At 56.9% G+C, this 17560-nt stretch carries 18 protein-coding genes and 1 tRNA gene; 17 read left to right on the top strand and 2 right to left on the bottom strand.

All coding sequences use genetic code 11. The features are described from left to right. Positions 1–79: 79 nt before the first annotated feature. The 8 genes from J2S20_RS04305 to J2S20_RS04270 all read left to right on the top strand — a co-directional run bounded on the left by J2S20_RS04305 (position 80) and on the right by J2S20_RS04270 (position 7239). Entirely contained in the window at positions 80–373 is a 294-nt protein-coding gene (locus J2S20_RS04305; protein ID WP_318261013.1) for an HU family DNA-binding protein, read from the top strand. A 6-nt stretch (positions 374–379) separates the two neighbouring features. Further along, entirely contained in the window at positions 380–619 is a 240-nt protein-coding gene (locus J2S20_RS04300; RefSeq protein WP_106611196.1) for an RNA-binding S4 domain-containing protein, read from the top strand. Between the two features lie 212 nt (positions 620–831). Further along, entirely contained in the window at positions 832–1152 is a 321-nt protein-coding gene (locus J2S20_RS04295) for a septum formation initiator family protein (RefSeq protein WP_211292110.1), read from the top strand. 76 nt (positions 1153–1228) lie between these two features. Then, positions 1229–2623, top strand: a complete 1395-nt coding sequence (gene tilS, locus J2S20_RS04290; protein ID WP_307253565.1) for a tRNA lysidine(34) synthetase TilS — start codon at positions 1229–1231, stop codon at positions 2621–2623. Position 2624: 1 nt separating this feature from the next. Next, positions 2625–3173, top strand: coding sequence for a hypoxanthine phosphoribosyltransferase (hpt, locus tag J2S20_RS04285; RefSeq protein WP_106611199.1), 549 nt, complete (start codon positions 2625–2627; stop codon positions 3171–3173). Positions 3174–3203: 30 nt separating this feature from the next. Continuing rightward, positions 3204–5048 (top strand): ATP-dependent zinc metalloprotease FtsH, encoded by a 1845-nt coding sequence (gene ftsH, locus J2S20_RS04280; RefSeq protein WP_307253561.1) that lies wholly within the window; start codon positions 3204–3206, stop codon positions 5046–5048. Then, the gene (locus tag J2S20_RS04275; RefSeq protein WP_307253557.1) at positions 5029–7095 is read left to right on the top strand and encodes a glycoside hydrolase family 13 protein; all 2067 of its coding nucleotides are present in this window, start codon (positions 5029–5031) and stop codon (positions 7093–7095) included. The genes ftsH and J2S20_RS04275 overlap by 20 nt, the downstream gene beginning before the upstream one ends. A 71-nt stretch (positions 7096–7166) precedes the next feature. After that, positions 7167–7239, top strand: a tRNA-Gly gene (locus J2S20_RS04270). Positions 7240–7259: 20 nt separating this feature from the next. On the opposite strand, the gene J2S20_RS04265 is transcribed toward J2S20_RS04270, so the two are convergent. Then, positions 7260–7457 carry a hypothetical protein gene (locus J2S20_RS04265; RefSeq protein ID WP_307253555.1) on the bottom strand — a complete coding sequence of 66 codons (198 nt, stop codon included), beginning with the start codon at positions 7455–7457 and terminating at the stop codon, positions 7260–7262. A 154-nt stretch (positions 7458–7611) separates the two neighbouring features. Further along, a complete protein-coding gene (gene truA / locus J2S20_RS04260; RefSeq protein WP_307253552.1) occupies positions 7612–8427 on the bottom strand; it encodes a tRNA pseudouridine(38-40) synthase TruA in 816 nt (271 codons plus the stop codon). A gap of 326 nt (positions 8428–8753) precedes the next feature. Here truA and J2S20_RS04255 point away from each other — a divergent pair, with 326 nt between their 5' ends. From J2S20_RS04255 to J2S20_RS04215, 9 genes are all read left to right on the top strand, one after another. After that, positions 8754–9647 carry a L,D-transpeptidase family protein gene (locus J2S20_RS04255; RefSeq protein ID WP_307253551.1) on the top strand — a complete coding sequence of 298 codons (894 nt, stop codon included), beginning with the start codon at positions 8754–8756 and terminating at the stop codon, positions 9645–9647. Between the two features lie 14 nt (positions 9648–9661). After that, a complete protein-coding gene (locus J2S20_RS04250) occupies positions 9662–10768 on the top strand; it encodes an N-acetylmuramoyl-L-alanine amidase (RefSeq protein WP_307253548.1) in 1107 nt (368 codons plus the stop codon). A gap of 185 nt (positions 10769–10953) precedes the next feature. After that, positions 10954–11265, top strand: a complete 312-nt coding sequence (locus tag J2S20_RS04245; protein WP_106611208.1) for a hypothetical protein — start codon at positions 10954–10956, stop codon at positions 11263–11265. 25 nt (positions 11266–11290) lie between these two features. After that, positions 11291–13297 (top strand): V-type ATP synthase subunit I, encoded by a 2007-nt coding sequence (locus tag J2S20_RS04240; protein WP_307253545.1) that lies wholly within the window; start codon positions 11291–11293, stop codon positions 13295–13297. 2 nt (positions 13298–13299) lie between these two features. Further along, complete coding sequence (locus J2S20_RS04235) at positions 13300–13782, top strand: V-type ATP synthase subunit K (RefSeq protein ID WP_106611702.1); 483 nt, start codon at positions 13300–13302, stop codon at positions 13780–13782. 42 nt (positions 13783–13824) lie between these two features. Continuing rightward, positions 13825–14415 (top strand): V-type ATP synthase subunit E, encoded by a 591-nt coding sequence (locus J2S20_RS04230; protein ID WP_146137113.1) that lies wholly within the window; start codon positions 13825–13827, stop codon positions 14413–14415. A 24-nt stretch (positions 14416–14439) separates the two neighbouring features. Next, positions 14440–15408, top strand: a complete 969-nt coding sequence (locus J2S20_RS04225) for a V-type ATPase subunit (protein WP_307253541.1) — start codon at positions 14440–14442, stop codon at positions 15406–15408. Beyond that, positions 15401–15727 (top strand): V-type ATP synthase subunit F, encoded by a 327-nt coding sequence (locus J2S20_RS04220; RefSeq protein WP_106611212.1) that lies wholly within the window; start codon positions 15401–15403, stop codon positions 15725–15727. Before J2S20_RS04225 ends, J2S20_RS04220 begins: the two co-directional genes overlap by 8 nt. 64 nt (positions 15728–15791) lie before the next feature. Beyond that, complete coding sequence (locus J2S20_RS04215; protein ID WP_106611213.1) at positions 15792–17558, top strand: V-type ATP synthase subunit A; 1767 nt, start codon at positions 15792–15794, stop codon at positions 17556–17558. The last annotated feature ends 2 nt before the right edge of the window (positions 17559–17560 follow it).

Below are 17560 nucleotides of genomic sequence, written 5' to 3'. Positions count from 1 at the left end.
CAATGCAGGGTGTGATCGTTATAAATAATGCATACAGTTTACTTCGCGGAATGAAGGCCGCGGTGTCTGAATTGAATCAATACAGGAGGATTTTACGATGAATAAAACTGAGTTAGTAGCTGCGATCGCAGAGAAGGCCGGACTTTCCAAGAAGGACGCGGAGGCTGCACTGAAGGCATTTGCAGAGGCGGTAGAGCAGGAGCTTGTCCAGGGCGGCAAGGTTCAGCTTGTCGGCTTCGGTACCTTTGAGGTATCTGAGAGACCGGCGAGACAGGGCAGAAACCCGAAGACCGGTGAGGCGATGGAGATCGCCGCGGCTAAAGCGCCGAAGTTCAAGGCAGGAAAGGCTTTAAAGGACGCTGTCAACGCGTAAGCTGGAATGAGAATTGATAAGTTTTTGAAGGTCTCCCGACTGATCAAGCGCCGCACTGTGGCGAATGAGGCCTGTGATGCGGGCCGAGTTCTGGTGAATGGAAAGGCTGTGAAGGCTTCCTATGATGTGAAGGAGGGGGATATCATTGAAATCCTCTTCGGACAGAAGTCGGTGAAGGCGGAGGTGACTGCCATCGCTGAGACGACGAAAAAGGAAGATGCAAAAGAGCTCTTCAGATATGTATGATTCTGAGATATCGGCTGTCGCATGCGGGCGTTCCGCTGCGGCGGCCGATATCTGCGTCTGTTCTGCATGTCGGTGGAGCGCAGACATGCGACAGACCGCATTGCTGCGATAAGTCTTGAAAATCAGCTTGGAATGACTTATCATACAAATAAATGTGCGAATTGCATGGAACTGCGTGAAAAACACGGATTATCCGAGAGAGGAGGCGTGCTGTGGGGAGACAGAGAGCTGTGAGAAGGAAGACGGCGGATCGCGACAGCAACCGCATCGCGATGTTTGCGATCACGGTTGTGGTTATCTGCATGGCACTGGTCGTCAATGTGAAGGTGGCCTCTCTCAAGGAGAAGGCCGCGGCATATCAGGCGAGAGAGGAGGCGCTCTCGCAGCAGGTCGCAAAGGAGGAGGAGCGGGCTGCAGATCTTGAGCAGTACCGCATCTACGTCCAGACCAAGGAATATATTGAGAAGACGGCAAAGGAAAAGCTGGGCCTTGTCAATCCGGATGAGATTTTGCTGAAGCCGGAGCAGCAGTAAGCCTGGGACACAGCCAGACCTCCGGCCCTGCAAAACGGGTCGGAGGTCTTCATTTGAGAATGAGCGGGGACATCGTATGCGTCAGGTACAGAATGAAGTGAGAAATAACATCACCCGCTTTCACATGATAAAGCGCGGAGATCGCGTGATTATCGGGGTCAGCGGAGGCGCAGATTCCACTGCGCTGCTGCATATTCTGGTACAGCTGGGCGGTATTTTGAAGGCACAGTACCGGGTGATTCATATCAACCACGGTATCAGAGGCCCGGAGGCAGAGGAGGACGCGCGCTTTGTCGAGTCCCTCTGTGCGGGCTACCGGATTCCCTGCCGTATCGTGGAGGTGCAGGCAGAGGAGTTCGCGGAGAAGCACCGTATTTCTGTGGAGGAGGCGGGGCGTGTGCTGCGCTATTCTGTGTTTGAGGAGGCGGCACAGGCCTGGGAGCGAGAGGCAGACACTGAAAAGATAGTGAAGATCGCCGTCGCTCACAATAAGGAGGACAATGCAGAGACCATACTCATGCAGCTCTCCCGCGGGAGCGGACTGAAGGGCGTCGCTGGGATGAAGCCGGTGCGCGGCCGCATTATCCGCCCGCTGCTCACTGTCTCCAGAGCAGAAATTGAGAGCTATCTCAGAAAAGAGGAAATTTCCTGGCGCACAGATTCTACCAATCTTCATGATGACTACACGCGAAACCGCATACGGCATGAGATTCTTCCGCGGCTTGTGGGGGAGGTGAACCGCGGTGCGATCGACAACATCACCCGCGCAGGGCGGCTCATCGGCGAGGCGGATCGCTACCTCATGCGACAGGCGGAGCGCTTTCTTTGGGACACGCTGGTGGAAGACAGAGACAGCGTCGGGATTTCAACTGCGGAGCTCTTGCGGCAGGAGTCCATCATCCAAAGCTATATGCTGCGCATCATGATAGGCAGGGTGAACCGCAGCATGAAGAATATTACGGCGAAGCACATCGAGGATATTGCGCGGCTCTCAGAGGCAGAGACAGGAAAGCGGCTGGATCTTCCGTATGGGATGCAGGCGGTCCGTACCTATGACATGCTCTGGATCGGAAAGAAGGGCTTTGCCGGGGAAGCAGTTTCAGAGGAAGCGGGAGCGGGGCAGGAGGGCTTTTACAGAGAAAATTTTCACTTTGACGTCTTTGACTACGGTCCGGATATGAAGATTCCGACGGGAGAGCGGATAAAGTGGTTCGATTATGACAAGATTGGTGATATTATGGAGATCAGACCGCGCCGGGTAGGGGATTACATCATGCTTGAGAGCGGTGGAAGAAAAACAGTCAAGGCGCTGATGGCGGACGAGAAGATTCCTGCCGCAGAGAGGAATTCCATTCCCCTGCTCACTGTGGGATCGGATGTGCTCTGGGTGGTGGGGCACAGAATCAGCGCGGGCTATAGAATAGACAGTGGAACGAGGCGTGTCCTTGAGGTGCGCTATGAAGGAGAGTAAGATGGCAGAGCGTGTCAGAGTGATGATTCAGGAGGAAGAGGTCAAGCGGAGGATACAGGAAGTGGCGGATCAGATCAATGCGGATTACGGCGATACGCCTCTGCATCTCATCTGTATTCTGAAGGGCGGTGCGATGTTCATGTGTGAGCTGGCGAAGCGCCTCACCATGCCGGTATCCTTTGATTTTATGAGTGTGTCGAGCTACGGCGGCGGCACCTGCTCCAGCGGTGTGGTGCGCATCATCAAGGATCTGGATGAATCTCTCGAGGGCAAGCATGTCCTGATTGTGGAGGATATCATCGACACGGGACGCACGCTCGCCTATCTCATTGACATACTGAATCAGCGCGGGCCGAAGGATATTCACCTCTGCACGCTTCTGGACAAGCCGGAGCGCCGCGTGAAAAAGCAGGTCCGAGTGGATTACACCTGCTTTACCATTCCGGATGAGTTTGTCGTGGGCTATGGTCTGGACTACGACCAGAAGTACAGAAACTATCCCTTTATCGGCGTGGTGGAATTTGATCCAGAGAATGCGGCCAAGGCGTGAGTGGCGTTCTGAAAAGTACAGCAGATACAGATGAAAAGAGGTTTTGACTTGAAGAAAGAAAATCCATTTCGGAATTTTACCTTCCTCTTCGTGATTATGATTGTGGTCTGGATGGTCACAAGTCTCGGCAGTGAGGTACTTGAGAAGCGGCTGTCAAAGGCGGAGTTCGACTCTCTGCTCGGCAGTGAAACCGTGGTGCAGGTCGTGATTCACCAGAACCGGGAGACACCGACAGGAAAGGTTCAGTTTATCTACAGCGACGCAGAGGGGAAGGAGAGCCGGGAGCGCTACTATGTCTCGGATGTCAATGCACTTCAGACTGAGCTCACGGAGAAGGGGGTCGACTATGTGCTGGAGGATGTTCCGGAGAGCAGTGACTGGATGAGCTACATACTGCCGGCGCTGATTGCGGTCGGCGGTGCGCTTGTGATCGTCTATCTCCTGCAAAACCGCGGCGCAGGGGGATCCAACTCGAAGATGATGAACTTCGGGAAGAGCCGTGCGCGCATGACAAAGGAGAATAAGGAGAACTTCAGCTCGGTTGCCGGTCTGGACGAGGAGAAGGAGGATCTGAAGCAGATCGTCGACTTCCTCAAAAACCCGGCGAAGTACACGGAGCTCGGAGCCAGAATTCCGAAGGGTATCATACTGACAGGCCCGCCCGGAACCGGTAAGACCCTGCTCGCAAAGGCGGTTGCGGGAGAGGCGGGAGTTCCCTTCTTCTCGATCTCCGGCTCGGATTTTGTGGAGATGTTTGTCGGTGTCGGCGCATCCCGTGTGCGGGATCTCTTTGAGGAGGCAAAGAAATTTGCTCCCTGCATTGTCTTTATTGATGAGATTGATGCGGTTGCGCGGCGCAGAGGTTCGGGGCTCGGCGGCGGACACGACGAGAGAGAGCAGACGCTGAATCAGATGCTGGTGGAAATGGACGGATTCGGTGTGAATGAGGGAATTATCGTTCTGGCAGCGACGAACCGCCCGGATATACTGGATCCTGCAATTCTGCGACCGGGGCGCTTTGACAGAAAGCTCACCGTCGGTCGCCCGGATGTGCGGGGCAGAGAGGCCATTCTGAAGGTTCATGCGAAGAATAAGCCGGTGGGAGATGATGTGAATCTGGAGCGCATTGCCAGAACAACGGCTGGCTTCACGGGCGCCGACCTTGAGAATCTTCTGAACGAGGCGGCCATACTCACGGCGCGCGAGGGGAGAAAGTATATCGCGCAGGCCGACATCGACCGCGCCTTTATCAAGGTGGGGATCGGTGAGGAGAAGCGGAGCAGGATCATCTCGGAGAAGGAGAAGCGCATCACCGCCTATCATGAGACCGGCCACGCAATACTCTTTCATGTGCTGCCGGATATGGGACCGGTGCACACTATTTCCATCATACCGACCGGAAACGGCGCGGCGGGCTATACCATGCCTCTGCCGGGCAAGGACGAGATGTTCAATACACGCGGACGTATGCTCCGGGATATTCAGGTGTCGCTGGGCGGCCGCATCGCGGAGGAACTGATCTTTGGCGATGTGACCACGGGCGCGAGCCAGGATATCAAGCAGGCGACCGCCATTGCGAAGTCCATGGTGATGGAGTACGGAATGAGCGAGAGGGTCGGACTGGTGAATTACGGAAGCGAGGGCGACGAGATCTTTATCGGCCGGGACTTCGGACAGACCAAGTCCTACGGCGAGCACATGGCGACCGTTATCGACGAAGAGGTGAAGCGCATTATTGATGAGTGCTACCGCGAGGCGAAGGAGATCATTCTTCAGCACAGAGCGGTGCTGGATCGCTGTGCGGAGCTGCTGCTGGAAAAGGAGAAGATAGGGCAGGCGGAGTTTGAGGCTCTGTTTGCTGAAGTATCGGCATAAAGATATGAAGACTGAGGCTTTATTCAGTGACACGAGTGAGAATTACTGTGTACCGGCAGAGCCGGAGGCGGGGCAGCGCGTGCGCATCCGCTTCCGGGCTTATGCGGGGGATGTGCTTCGTGTTGAGCTTGTAAATGAGAAGACGGGTGTGGCGGTTCCTATGTCTGAGACGAGAAGGGACCGCTATTTTCGCTACTATGAAGCAAGCCAGGAGATGGGAAATGAACCGCTTCGCTGGTATTTTCGCATCACAGAGGGGGAGGAGCTGCGCTACTATGACCGTCTTGGTGTCTCGGAGACCGCGCGTCACAGCTGTTTTCAGCTGATTCCGGGATTCCATACGCCGGACTGGGCGAAGGGCGCGATCATGTACCAGATTTTTGTGGATCGTTTTTGCAGCGGGGACTCAAAGAACGATGTGCTGGACGATGAATATCTCTATATTGGTCTTCCGGTGCGGCATATTGATGACTGGAATGAGATGCCCTCGACCTTTGATGTGGGTTATTTCTACGGCGGGGATCTGATCGGCGTGCAGAGCAAGCTCGGCTATCTGAAGGCTCTCGGCGTCGAGGTGCTCTACTTCAACCCGCTCTTTGTCTCGCCCTCCAATCACAAGTATGATACGCAGGACTATGAGCATATTGACCCGCATCTGGGGGTAATTGTGAAGGATGAGGGGGAGCTGCTGTCGCCGGATGCGGTCAATAACGAGGGGGCTACGCGCTATATCTGCCGTACCGCAGACCGCGAAAATCTGGAGGCGAGCGATCGTTTCTTTGTCTCCTTCATGGAGGAGGCACATAAAATGGGCTTCCGCGTCCTGCTGGACGGTGTGTTCAATCACTGTGGCTCCTCCAATAAGTGGATGGACAGGGAGAAAATCTATAGCAGGCAGGGAGGATATGCGCCCGGCGCTTATGAGAGCATGGAGAGTCCGTATCATGATTACTTTGCCTTTGCGGATGATGCGTCCTCTGCCTGGCCGGACAATGCGAGCTATGACGGCTGGTGGGACAATGAGACTCTGCCGAAGCTGAACTATGAGGCGAGCGATGAGCTGGTGGACACGATACTCGGAGTCGGAAGAAAGTGGATCAGCGCTCCCTATCTGGCAGATGGCTGGCGGCTTGACGTTGCGGCAGATTTAGGGCACTCCGTGCGTTTTAATCACAGCTTCTGGGCGCGCTTCCGCAGCGCGGTGAAGGGAGTCAATCCGAATGCGCTGATTCTCGCCGAGCACTACGGAGATCCCTCCTCCTGGCTGAATGGCAGGGAGTGGGACAGCGTGATGAACTACGATGCCTTTATGGAGCCGGTGAGCTGGTTCCTGACCGGTCTGGAGAAGCACTCGGATCGAGCGGAGCCCGCGCTTCGCGGCGATGGTGCTCATTTCTGGGAGAGCATGTGCGCAGGTATGGCGAGACTTCCGGAGAGCTCGCTGCTCACGGCGATGAATCAGCTCTCCAATCACGACCACTCGCGCTTTCTGACGCGGACCAACGGCGTGGTCGGGAGATTGGAGGGCAAGGGAGGCGCAGCTGCAGAGAAGGGCGTGCGGATACCAGTGCTGCGCCAGGCAGTGGTGATGCTCATGACCTGGCCGGGGGCGCCGACCATCTACTACGGAGATGAGGCGGGTGTCTGCGGCTGGACAGATCCGGACAGCCGCAGAAGCTACCCCTGGGGACGGGAGAATCTGGGCCTGCTGGACTTTCATCGCTACATGTGCAGGGTACACCGGGACTCAGCTGCACTGCGGCGCGGCTCTCTCATACCCCTCCGCATGGAGAAAAACCTCGTCTGCTACGGGCGCGTTCTCGGCAGAGACAGAGTGCTTACCTTTGTTTACACCGGCGAGGAGGCTGCGACGCTGGAGTTTCCCGTATGGTTGCTCGGCATCAGTGATGAGGATCATCTGAATCGGGCGATGCTGACCTCCGAGGTGGGCTACAATGTGGGAGCTATGGAATATCCCGTGCGGGACGGCGTGCTCACGCTCCGTGTCTTTGGAGATTCAGCCGGCGTGTTCCGGACAGAGGCGTAAAAAACAATAAAAAGTACTTTACGTGACAGTAAAAATATGATAATATCTTTGTGTCGTAAAGAACGGCACGTGCGATAGTGGCGTAGTTGGTAACGCGCGACCTTGCCAAGGTCGAGACCGCGGGTTCGAGCCCCGTCTATCGCTTTAACGAGAGAGTAACGGTTTTAAGGCTGTTGCTCTTTTTTTGTGGTGTTTATAAAACTTTGCGGTCTCATATATGGAACATCGTCTCCGGTCGATGAAACATTTTTATTGCGGTTTGGGAAATCATTTTGCCCCAGAATTGCCCCCGGCTCTGCACCGGATTTCTCGGCTTTTTCTTTCACGTCTTTCTGCATGGCATGAGTATATACTTGCTTCATGATGTAGTCGGTTTTCCATCCACCACAAAAGGTAGGTGGAAATGGTTTTTCAGCTTCAGTGTCGCTTATCTTGGTGGAGACCCGACACTTTTTATTCCTGGAGTCCTATACTCCTGTTTTGGCATGGCATGGCATGGCATGGGTATCTGCCGCGTCAGTAATCCACCCGGATGAGGCAGAGTCCCTGCGCGGGGGCCGTGTAGCCTGCGGCAGTGCGGTCCCTGGCCGCCAGAATCGCAGACATTTCCTCCGGGCTGCGCTTTCCAAAGCCCACCTCCAGAAGCGTGCCGCTTAGGATGCGCACCATGTGCTGCAGGAAGCCGTTGCCGTGAAAGTACATGCGGAGATAGGGACCGGATACGCGTATCTCTATGGAATCCACAGTGCGGACTGTGGATTTTTTCATCCGCGGATTTCCGCAGAAGCTCCGGAAATCGTGCGTTCCGGTGAGCAGTGCGGCGGCTTCTCTCATGCGGGAGACATCCGGCATCTGCTCCAGCAGCGTCAGATATTTTCTCTCGAACACCGGCTTTGCATTTCCGGCGTAGCAGCTGTAGCAGTAGGTCTTTCCGACTGCCGAGTAGCGGGCGTGAAAGCGCTCCGCGGCGCGTCGCAGACCGTCCACGCTGATATCCTCCGGGAGATAGCGATTCATGTAGTCCTGAATTTCTGCCTCGCTGCGCGGCGTGTCCAGGCGAACGCTCGCGATCATGGCTTTCGCGTGGACGCCTGCGTCGGTTCTTCCGGCGCCTGTTACACTGACTGCGGGTAATGCTTCCGTCTGCGCTGTCTTATTGACTGAGTCTGTGTTGTGAGCTTCTGTTTTGCTTTCCTCTCGATCCGCGAGGAGCATTCTGGCGAGAACTGTCTCCAGCTTGCCCTGTATGGTGTTCTCTGTGCTTTTCTGGTGCTCCCAGCCGAAGTAGCGGCTGCCGTCATAGCTGATCGTGAGCTTGTAGTTCTGCTCCATGTCTCTCCTCTCTGCACGTGTTTTACTGCGTACCTGCGTTTGTGAGGGACGTGTTCCTCTCAAATACAGATATCCCGCTGTCCTTGTTCTGCTGAATATGCACCTGTCCCCTTTATCGGGCGGGAAAATTCTTCTTAAAGATAAGTATAGGGATTTCCCGCCGGCAGTCAACGAGAGGAGCGTTCGGTTCATAAAACCGACCGGAAATGAAAAGAAAGAAGCAAACACTTGCCGTCTGCTTTGCGCTAAAGTAAAGTGTAATAAATACGTGAAAGCAGCTGAGACGTATACGTCACAGTATAAGCTCATATGCAGGGGAGACTGGAATGCGGAAAAAGAACATCGGAATCAGATATCTGGCGGCGGGGGCACTGCTCTGCGGGGCGCTGCTGCTTGGGAGCGACAGTGCAGAAGCGGCTGTCGTCACGAAAAATACGGCGCAGGCGGAGCAGCGCTTTGCGGAGCTGAGCTTTGAGCCGTCCCGCTTTGTGCTGCCGGAGGATGCCCGGGCGCTCGTTGTCGTGGAGGGCTTTGCGGTGAATGGCGGACGGAGTGTCTATCAGGCAGAGTATACTGCGGATCCAAAGCTCTGGAACCGCGCGCGGGTCACAGTCTTTACAAAGAATACGGAGGGAAGCTGGACAGAGAAAATCCAGTCTGCGGCAGTGTATGGCTGGGGAGGCATGTCAAACCATCGTCACTCGGGGGACGGCAGTACACCGATCGGACTGTGGAAGGCGGACACTCCCTTTGGTCTGAAAGCTGCGGAGCCGGGTTTTCCGGCGGACTACATACAGATCTCACGGAGTGCGCGAAAACAGTTCTGGTCGGATATGAGCAACCGCCTGGAGACGAATGGCGATATCGCTGCGCAGAAGGGAGAGCGGCTCTGGGCGGACTGGGCCACGACGATCTACGATTATGCGCTGAATTCCGGCTTCAACAGGGACCGGGCGCAGCCCGGAACAGGAACGGCGCTCTTTCTGCATTGCACGAAGGCCGGAAAGCCCTCCACTGCCGGCTGCGTCGCCATGGATCCGGAGGCGATGAAGGGCATACTGCGTCTCTATGCGAGGGGCGGGCTCTACGTCGCGCAGGCACCGGAGAGTCAGTTTGAGTCAGTATATACAGCATATTCAGAGACGGGAGCGGCTGCAGCGGGAGAGTTTAGGGCGTCTTGGCGGCAGCTGCCGGAGACACAGACCATCGTTCTGGAATAGGAGGGGGAGTTGAGATGAAGAGAAATAATCACTGGGCGGTGGTCGGGACGGCTGCGCTTCTTTCCGCGGCACTCGCCGTGAGCGCGCAGGCGGCAGGCTTCACAGCTGTGCGTCAGACCATGTATGTGGCGGCGAGCGCGCTGAATGTGCGCGCAGAGCCAAGTCTCTCCGGCGCAGTCCGGGGAGAGCTCTACAGAGGTGAGGCGGTGAAGGTGACGGGACTTGATGGCGAGTGGGCGCGGATTGAGCTGAACGGAAGCAGCAGTTATGTGGCGCGACGCTATCTCACGGAGACGGTTCCCGCGGCCGGGACGGCGTCGACCGCCGGAGCCGGCGCGACAGAGGGTGCTGCGGCAGAGCTTCCGGCGGGGGTCACTGTCTCAGAGATCACGCTGACGGACGGCCTTCGCTATGCGGAGTTTTCAAAGATCCACAGCGGCGCGGCGCAGCTCTACCGGAACACGAAGGGGGCGCACGGAGATATCGTGATCGCGGTAAATGCCGGTCACGGCACAAAGGGCGGTGCGTCCGTGAAGACGCAGTCGCATCCGGACGGGAGCGGAAAGGTGACAGGCGGAACCAATGCGCACGGCATGGTGCAGTCCATGGCGGTCTCCTCCGGGATGGATTTTGCGGACGGAACGCCGGAGCATGTGGTGAATCTGAAGGAGGCGCAGCTTCTTAAGAAGAAGCTTCTCGCCCGCGGCTACAGCGTGCTGATGATACGGGAAGGAAGCGATGTCCAGCTGGACAATATCGCCCGCACGGTGCTCGCAAACAATTACGCGAGCTGTCACGTCGCGATACACTGGGATGCCACAAGCTCGGATAAGGGCGCCTTCTTCATGAGCGTTCCCGATGCGCTGAAGTCCATGGAACCGGTCGCCTCCACCTGGCAGAAGAGTGAGCGCTTCGGTGCGGAGCTCATCGCGGGACTGAAGGGCCGCGGCGTCAGAATCTACGGTGACGGAACGATGGATATGGATCTCACACAGACCTCCTACTCCACGGTTCCGAGCGTGGATATAGAGCTCGGGGATAAGGTCTCGGATCACAGCACAGGGACACTGGATACACTTGCCGAGGGACTGGCAGACGGAATCGAGCAGTATTTTAAGTGAAAAATGCCAGCTGATGTGCGCAGAAAATAAACAGGAGCGCTGTGCGTGTGTTAAAAATGGACAAAACAGCCAATACTGTGTGCCCCCGTAAAGTTTACGGGGGCATATTGATGTGCTAAAATAAATGCATATGCTTTTTCCGAGGGCGAAGGCAATACAGCCTGAGGAGAACGGAGGGAGACAAAATGGCGAAGGAAACAATAGATGCGATTCGCAGAGCAGAGCAGGAAACTGTGCATGCAGAGGCAGAAGCAGAGAGACAGGCCAGAGAGCTGCTCCGAAAAGCGCAGGAGGAGGCAAAGGCCCTGATAGAAAAGAAGGTGGAGGAGGCTGCGGCGCAGGCTGCGGAGGCAATGCAGATCGCAGAGCAGGAGAATGCAGCGCTTCTCTCTGAAAAACAGAAGGAGACGGAGGCAGAGATCCAGCTGCTGAAAAATCGCGCGGAGAAGAAGCTTCCGGAGGCTGTGGAGAGCGTGCTTCAGTCCCTGACGGAATAAGCGCGGCGGAAAGGAGCGGCGTTTTATGGCAATTATGAAGATGAAGCGGGCGGTGATACTCGCAAAGAAGCGGGATCGCAAGTCCATACTCGAGCTCCTGCAGCGCATGGAGCTCATGGAGGTAGCTCCGGGAGGCGAGGAGGACGAGGTGTTCCGGAGAGAGGACACCAGCGAGACAGTTCTTCTGCTGAGACAGAAGGCGCAGACCGCACAGCGCGCACTCTCTGTGCTGGAGCTCTGGGCTCCGGAGAAGAGCGGTATGCTGGACAGCTTCGCGGGACGGGAGGTTCTCACGGAGGAGGAGTACCGGCGGCGCGCAGTGCACTGTGAGGAAGCCCTCGCGCACTGTGAGGAGATACTGGGGCTCGAGAAGCGGCACGCGGAGCTCGCGGCGGAGCTTCCAAAGCTGGAGCAGCAGCTCATCGCGCTGCAGCCCTGGCTGCTGTACGATCTCCCGCTGAGCTATGTCGGGACGGAGAAGACAGCCGTCTTTACAGGCACACTGCCGCATGAAGTACATCTTGAGGAGCTGACAGAGAAGCTCAGCGCAGCGCTTCCGGATACGGCTTTTGATGCGAATATTGTGAGCGCAGCGAAGGAGCAGACCTGTATCTTTGTGGTCTGTGGAAAGAAGGACGGAGATCAGGTCTTCACAGCGCTCCGGAAGCTCGGCTTTGCGCGCCCCCCGGCGTCCGATGTGAACCCGGCGGCGCAGAGTGCAGCTGTGACGGAGGAGAAAAGCCGGCTGCAGAGAGAGAAGGAGGACACAGAGCAGGCGCTTCGGGAAAAAGCGGAGCACCGGGAGGCAATACGCTTCGCGGCGGACTGTTATACGCTTCGCGCAGAGAAGTATCAGCTGCTCAGTACACTGTCGCAGAGCAGACGTACCTTCCTGGTGAGCGGTTATCTGCCGGAGCAGAAGGAAGCAGCGCTTCAGGCGGCATTATCCCCGTATGACGCCGTACTGGAATTTGAGGAGCCGGAGGACGCAAAGGAGACTCCTGTGCTGCTTAAGAACAATCTCTTTGCGGAGCCCTGTGAGAGCATTGTGGAGGGCTACGCGATTCCGGCGGCGGATTCCTTTGATCCGAGCTTCATCGTGGCGCTGTTTTATTATATCCTGTATGGCATCATGCTGAGCGATGCGGCCTATGGCATCATCATGGCGACGGCAACAGGGCTGCTGCTCAGGAAATATCCAAATATGGAGAAGGGGCTGAAGCGCAACATACGTCTCTTCTTCTACTGCGGAATCGCGACGACGGTTGCGGGCTTTCTCTTCGGATCCTTCTTTGGGGACGCGGTCAATGTGATCGCAACGACCTTCTTCCACCGCCCAGACTTAAGACTTGGCGCACTGTGGATGGAACCGATCAACGCACCGATGAAGATGCTGGTCGTCTGTTTTGCGATTGCGATTATTCACCTCTTTGTGGGACTCGGCTGCAAGCTCTGGATCTGCATACGGAAGAAGGACTATGCCGGAGCGGTGTTTGATGTGGTGTTCTGGTACCTTCTCGTGGGAGGACTCATCGTCCTTCTCATGACGCAGCAGATGGCCGCGGATATGTTCGGCATCGCCCCATGGAACGCAGTGATGGCGGAGCCGGCAAAGTGGTGCGCAATTGTCGGCGCGGTGGGGATCGTGCTGACCGGCGGAAGAGAGAGCAAAAATATCGGCGCGCGTCTCGGCTCCGGACTTTACTCGCTCTATGGAGTCAGTGGATATCTGAGTGATATCCTCTCCTATTCGAGACTCATGGCGCTCGGTCTTGCGACGGGCGTTATCGCGCAGGTTTTCAATAAGATGGGCTCCATGCTCGGCGGAAATCTGTTCGGTATGATTGTCTTTGTTCTGGTGTTCTTCATTGGCCACACGATGAATATACTGATCAACGCGCTGGGCGCCTACGTCCACACGAACCGTCTCACTTATGTCGAGTTCTTCGGCAAATTTTATGAAGGTGGCGGACGCAGATTTGCGCCGTTTGCTGTTAATACGAAATACTTCAAATTCAAGGAGGATCTATGATTATGAGTAGCTTGGGAGTTGCATTTGCATTGCTTGGAGCTGCATTGTCCGCACTTCTTTCCGGCGTCGGAAGCGCAAAGGGCGTAGGAATTGCCGGTCAGGCGGCAGCAGGTGTCACGACGGAGGATCCGAATAAGTTCAGTCAGGTTCTGATTCTGCAGCTGCTTCCGGGAACCCAGGGTATCTATGGCCTGCTGATTGCCTTCATCACCATGACCCAGATCGGTGTGATGGGCGGAAGTGCAGACATGTCTCTCGCGAAGGGACTTCTGTACCTTGCGGCCTGCCTTCCCATGGGTGTAGTGGGCCTCTTTTCTGCGATTGCGCAGGGCAAGGCGGCAGTGGCTTCCATAGGCCTTGTCTCGAAGAGACCGGATCAGTTCGGTAAGGCGATGATATTCCCGGCGATGGTTGAGACCTATGCAATTCTTGCATTGCTCATTTCCATCCTTGCGATTTTCGGCGTCGGCGCCCTGAATGTCTGAGCCGGATGAAGCGGACAGAGGGATTTCTTGAAAGGGAACGATATGACAGGGCTTGAAAAGATCATTGAGGACATTCGCACGGAGTCCAGAGAGGCGGCGGAGGCGGTCTTAAGGCAGGCGAGGTCTCAGGCAGCGGCAGTTGCTGAGGAAGCGGAGGCCGAGGCCAGGACACAGTGCGAGAGGATAGAGAGGGAGAGTGCGGCGCGCATCGCGGAGGCGGGGGAGAGAACCCGCTCTACTGCGGAGCTTCAGAGAAGACGGGCGCTTCTCTCTGCGAAGCAGGAGCTGATTTCGGAGGTGATGCTTGCGGCGAAACAGGCCGTGCGGGAGCTTCCGGCAGAGAAATATTTCGCACTCATTCTTAAGATGAGCGCGGCCGCCGCGCATGGCGGCGAGCGTGGAGAGATCCGTTTTTCAGAGTCGGACAGAAAGTGTCTTCCGGCGGATTTTGCAGAGCGGCTCAAGAAGCTGCTGCCGGCGGGGGCGGAGCTCTCTGTATCGGAGCGCCCTGCGGAGATTGAGAGCGGCTTTTTGCTGGATTATGACGGGGTGGAGGAGAATGGCTCCTTTGATGCCGTGTTTGCAGAGAAGAGGGAGCAGCTTCAGGACAGGATACACAGGATACTGTTCTGAGGAGCGTGAGACAGGAGACAGAATATGCCAGAAAATGATTTTGTATATGCGGTTGCGCGCATACGTGCGAAGGAGCTCTCGCTCCTCTCCGCTGCGTTTCTTGAGCAGCTGCTCGCGCTGCCGGATGAAGCTGCCGGTCTGAAGCTCCTGAATGAACATGGCTGGGGATCCGCGGGACAGGACGCAGGGACCGTGCTCTCTGAGGAGCGGAGAAAGACCTGGGCGCTGATCTCTGAGCTGACCGGCGGGCAGATGGAGATATTTGATGTATTTCGCTGTGAAAGTGATTATCACAACCTGAAGGCCGCAGTCAAGGACAGCTGCTCGGAGACGCATATTCCGGGGATCTATGTGGAGGACGGTGTGATCCCGGCGCAGCTCATACGGGAGGCGGCAGAGACACATGATTTCTCCGCGCTGCCGAAGCAGATGGCGGCAGCGGGGGCGGAGGCGATGGAGCTTCTTCTCAAGACAGGAGACGGACAGCTCTGTGACTGTGTGCTGGACCGGGCGGCGCTGATTGACATGAGGGAGGCCGGAAAGCGCAGCGGTGAGGAGCTGCTGGCGCATTACGGTGAGCTGCGCTGTGCAGCTGCGAATATTAAGACGGCTGTTCGCGCCTGCCGCACAGGGAAGGACAGAGAGTTTCTTCAGCATGCCCTCGCGCCCTGCGAGACACTGAACCTGTCTCAGCTGACAGAGGCGGCGATGAGCGGCATGGAGGCGATCTGCTCCTATCTGGAGCACACAGACTATGCGGATGCGGTAGGGGAGCTGAAGAAGAGCCCATCCGCCTTTGAGCGCTGGTGCGACAATTCCGTGATCCGGAGCATACGTCCGCAGCTGTACAATTCCTTTGGTCCGGGACCGCTTGCGGCATTTATTCTGGCGCGGGAGAATGAGATACGGACCGTCCGCATCATCCTCTCCGGGAAACGAAACCGGATGGAAGAGGGCGTGATACGGGAGAGAGTGAGGGAGATGTATGTATAAGGTCGCGGTGATGGGAGACTGGGATTCAATCTACGGCTTCGGCGCGCTGGGACTCACGACAGTCAATGAGGACGGCGCCTCTCCGGAGGACGCTGCAAAGAAGCTGCTTCTTTTGAAGGAGCAGGGTTTTGCAGTCGTGTACATCACGGAAGCGCTCGCGGCAAGGATCCCGGAGACGATCGATGCGCTGCGGACAGAGCCCATGCCGGCGGTGATACTCATTCCGGGAATTTCAGGCAATACCGGGGAGGGAATACGCGCGGTGAAGCGCTCCGTGGAGCAGGCAGTCGGTTCCGATATCATCTTCGGGAACAACTGAGACGAGTCAGTGACTGCCGGAGGCAAAAGCACCCTGCAGCCATCAAAATTGGAGGAATAGCAGCATGAGCAGAGGAACGATCAAGAAAGTCGCCGGGCCGCTTGTGGTCGCGGAGGGGATGCGTGACGCAAACATGTTTGACGTGTGCCGCGTCAGCGACCAGAGGCTGATCGGCGAAATCATCGAGATGCACGGTGAACTGGCTTCGATTCAGGTCTACGAGGAGACCTCCGGTCTCGCGCCGGGCGCACCGGTGGAGAGCACGGGAGTACCCATGAGCGTGGAACTCGGACCGGGACTGATCGGCAGCATTTATGACGGGATTCAGAGACCGCTGGACGATATCCTGAAGGTCACAGGCGGCAATCTTTTAAAGCGCGGGGTCGAGGTTCCTTCGCTGAAGCGGGACAGAGTATGGGAGTTCGTGGCAACGGCGAAGCCGGGGGACCGTCTGGTCGCGGGCGATGTGATCGGAACCGTGCAGGAGACGGCGACCGTGCTGCAGAAGATCATGATCCCGCCGGTTTATGCAGGTACGCTCATCTTAAAGAGCATCAGCTCCGGCTCCTATACCGTTGAGCAGGAGATTGCGGTGATTGAGGACGAGAAGGGCGCGGAGCACAGCCTCACGCTCATGCAGAGGTGGCCGGTGCGTCGCGAACGTCCCTACAGGGAGAAGAAATCTCTCTCTACGCCGCTTATCACCGGTCAGCGAGTGATCGACACCATGTTCCCGATCGCAAAGGGCGGTGTCGCGGCGGTTCCGGGGCCGTTCGGCTCAGGCAAGACGGTCGTGCAGCATCAGCTCGCAAAGTGGGCGGATGCGGATATCGTCGTGTATATCGGCTGCGGTGAGCGCGGCAATGAAATGACGGATGTTCTGAATGAGTTCCCGGAGCTGAAGGACCCGCGGACGGGCGAGTCTCTGATGCAGAGAACCGTTCTGATTGCAAATACCTCTGATATGCCGGTTGCGGCGCGTGAGGCGAGTATCTACACGGGTATCACCATTGCGGAGTATTTCCGGGATATGGGCTACTCCGTGGCGCTGATGGCCGATTCCACCTCCCGCTGGGCGGAGGCGCTCCGCGAGATGTCCGGCCGTCTGGAGGAGATGCCGGGCGAGGAGGGCTATCCCGCCTATCTGGGATCCCGCCTCGCGCAGTTCTACGAGAGAGCAGGCAGAGTGACGACGCTCGGAAGCGAGGGGAGAGAGGGCGCGCTGTCCGTGATCGGTGCGGTATCCCCGGCGGGCGGCGACATCTCGGAGCCTGTCACGCAGGCGACGCTTCGCGTGGTGAAGGTCTTCTGGAGTTTGGATGCCGCACTCGCCTACAAGCGACATTTCCCGGCAATCAACTGGCTCAGCTCCTACTCCCTCTACCTTGAGAATCTGGGAAAATGGTTCAATGAGCATGTTGAGGGCAGCGACTGGATGAAGCTTCGCGCCCGGCTGATGCTCCTGCTCACTGAGGAGGATGCGCTGAATGAGATGGTGCAGCTCGTCGGAATGGATGCGCTCTCCGCACCGGATCGCTTAAAGATGGAGGCGGCGCGCTCCATTCGCGAGGACTATCTGCATCAGAACGCCTTCCACGACGTGGATACCTACTCCTCCTTAAAGAAGCAGCATCTCCTGATGCAGCTCATTCTCGCCTACTACGACGAGGGGAGAGAGGCGCTGGAGCGGGGCGCGGATGTGAACAGGCTCGCCGCGCTGCCGGTCCGGGAGCAGATCGGCCGCTACAAGTACACGACGGAGGACAGGCTGGATCAGGAATATGAGGCAGTCCTTGCACAGCTCAGGCAGGAAATGAGCGAGGCTGTTTAAAG

This window comes from Moryella indoligenes (genome assembly GCF_030812885.1).
Taxonomy (GTDB): Bacteria; Bacillota; Clostridia; order Lachnospirales; family Lachnospiraceae; genus Moryella; species Moryella indoligenes.
Note: the sequence above shows the minus strand (reverse complement) of the source record. Positions and strands in the feature narration are given on the sequence as shown.

Excerpts from the sequence above, each read along its gene's own strand:
- J2S20_RS04250 (WP_307253548.1), top strand. The coding sequence starts at position 9,662 with ATGAAGAGAAATAATCACTGGGCGGTGGTCGGGACGGCTGCGCTTCTT.
- J2S20_RS04265 (WP_307253555.1), bottom strand. The coding sequence starts at position 7,457 with ATGAAGCAAGTATATACTCATGCCATGCAGAAAGACGTGAAAGAAAAA.
- J2S20_RS04220 (WP_106611212.1), top strand. The coding sequence starts at position 15,401 with ATGTATAAGGTCGCGGTGATGGGAGACTGGGATTCAATCTACGGCTTC.
- J2S20_RS04245 (WP_106611208.1), top strand. The coding sequence starts at position 10,954 with ATGGCGAAGGAAACAATAGATGCGATTCGCAGAGCAGAGCAGGAAACT.
- J2S20_RS04240 (WP_307253545.1), top strand. The coding sequence starts at position 11,291 with ATGGCAATTATGAAGATGAAGCGGGCGGTGATACTCGCAAAGAAGCGG.
- J2S20_RS04255 (WP_307253551.1), top strand. The coding sequence starts at position 8,754 with ATGCGGAAAAAGAACATCGGAATCAGATATCTGGCGGCGGGGGCACTG.
- J2S20_RS04215 (WP_106611213.1), top strand. The coding sequence starts at position 15,792 with ATGAGCAGAGGAACGATCAAGAAAGTCGCCGGGCCGCTTGTGGTCGCG.
- hpt (WP_106611199.1), top strand. The coding sequence starts at position 2,625 with ATGGCAGAGCGTGTCAGAGTGATGATTCAGGAGGAAGAGGTCAAGCGG.
- J2S20_RS04235 (WP_106611702.1), top strand. The coding sequence starts at position 13,300 with ATGAGTAGCTTGGGAGTTGCATTTGCATTGCTTGGAGCTGCATTGTCC.
- J2S20_RS04300 (WP_106611196.1), top strand. The coding sequence starts at position 380 with ATGAGAATTGATAAGTTTTTGAAGGTCTCCCGACTGATCAAGCGCCGC.
- tilS (WP_307253565.1), top strand. The coding sequence starts at position 1,229 with ATGCGTCAGGTACAGAATGAAGTGAGAAATAACATCACCCGCTTTCAC.
- J2S20_RS04230 (WP_146137113.1), top strand. The coding sequence starts at position 13,825 with ATGACAGGGCTTGAAAAGATCATTGAGGACATTCGCACGGAGTCCAGA.
- ftsH (WP_307253561.1), top strand. The coding sequence starts at position 3,204 with ATGAAAAGAGGTTTTGACTTGAAGAAAGAAAATCCATTTCGGAATTTT.
- truA (WP_307253552.1), bottom strand. The coding sequence starts at position 8,427 with ATGGAGCAGAACTACAAGCTCACGATCAGCTATGACGGCAGCCGCTAC.
- J2S20_RS04225 (WP_307253541.1), top strand. The coding sequence starts at position 14,440 with ATGCCAGAAAATGATTTTGTATATGCGGTTGCGCGCATACGTGCGAAG.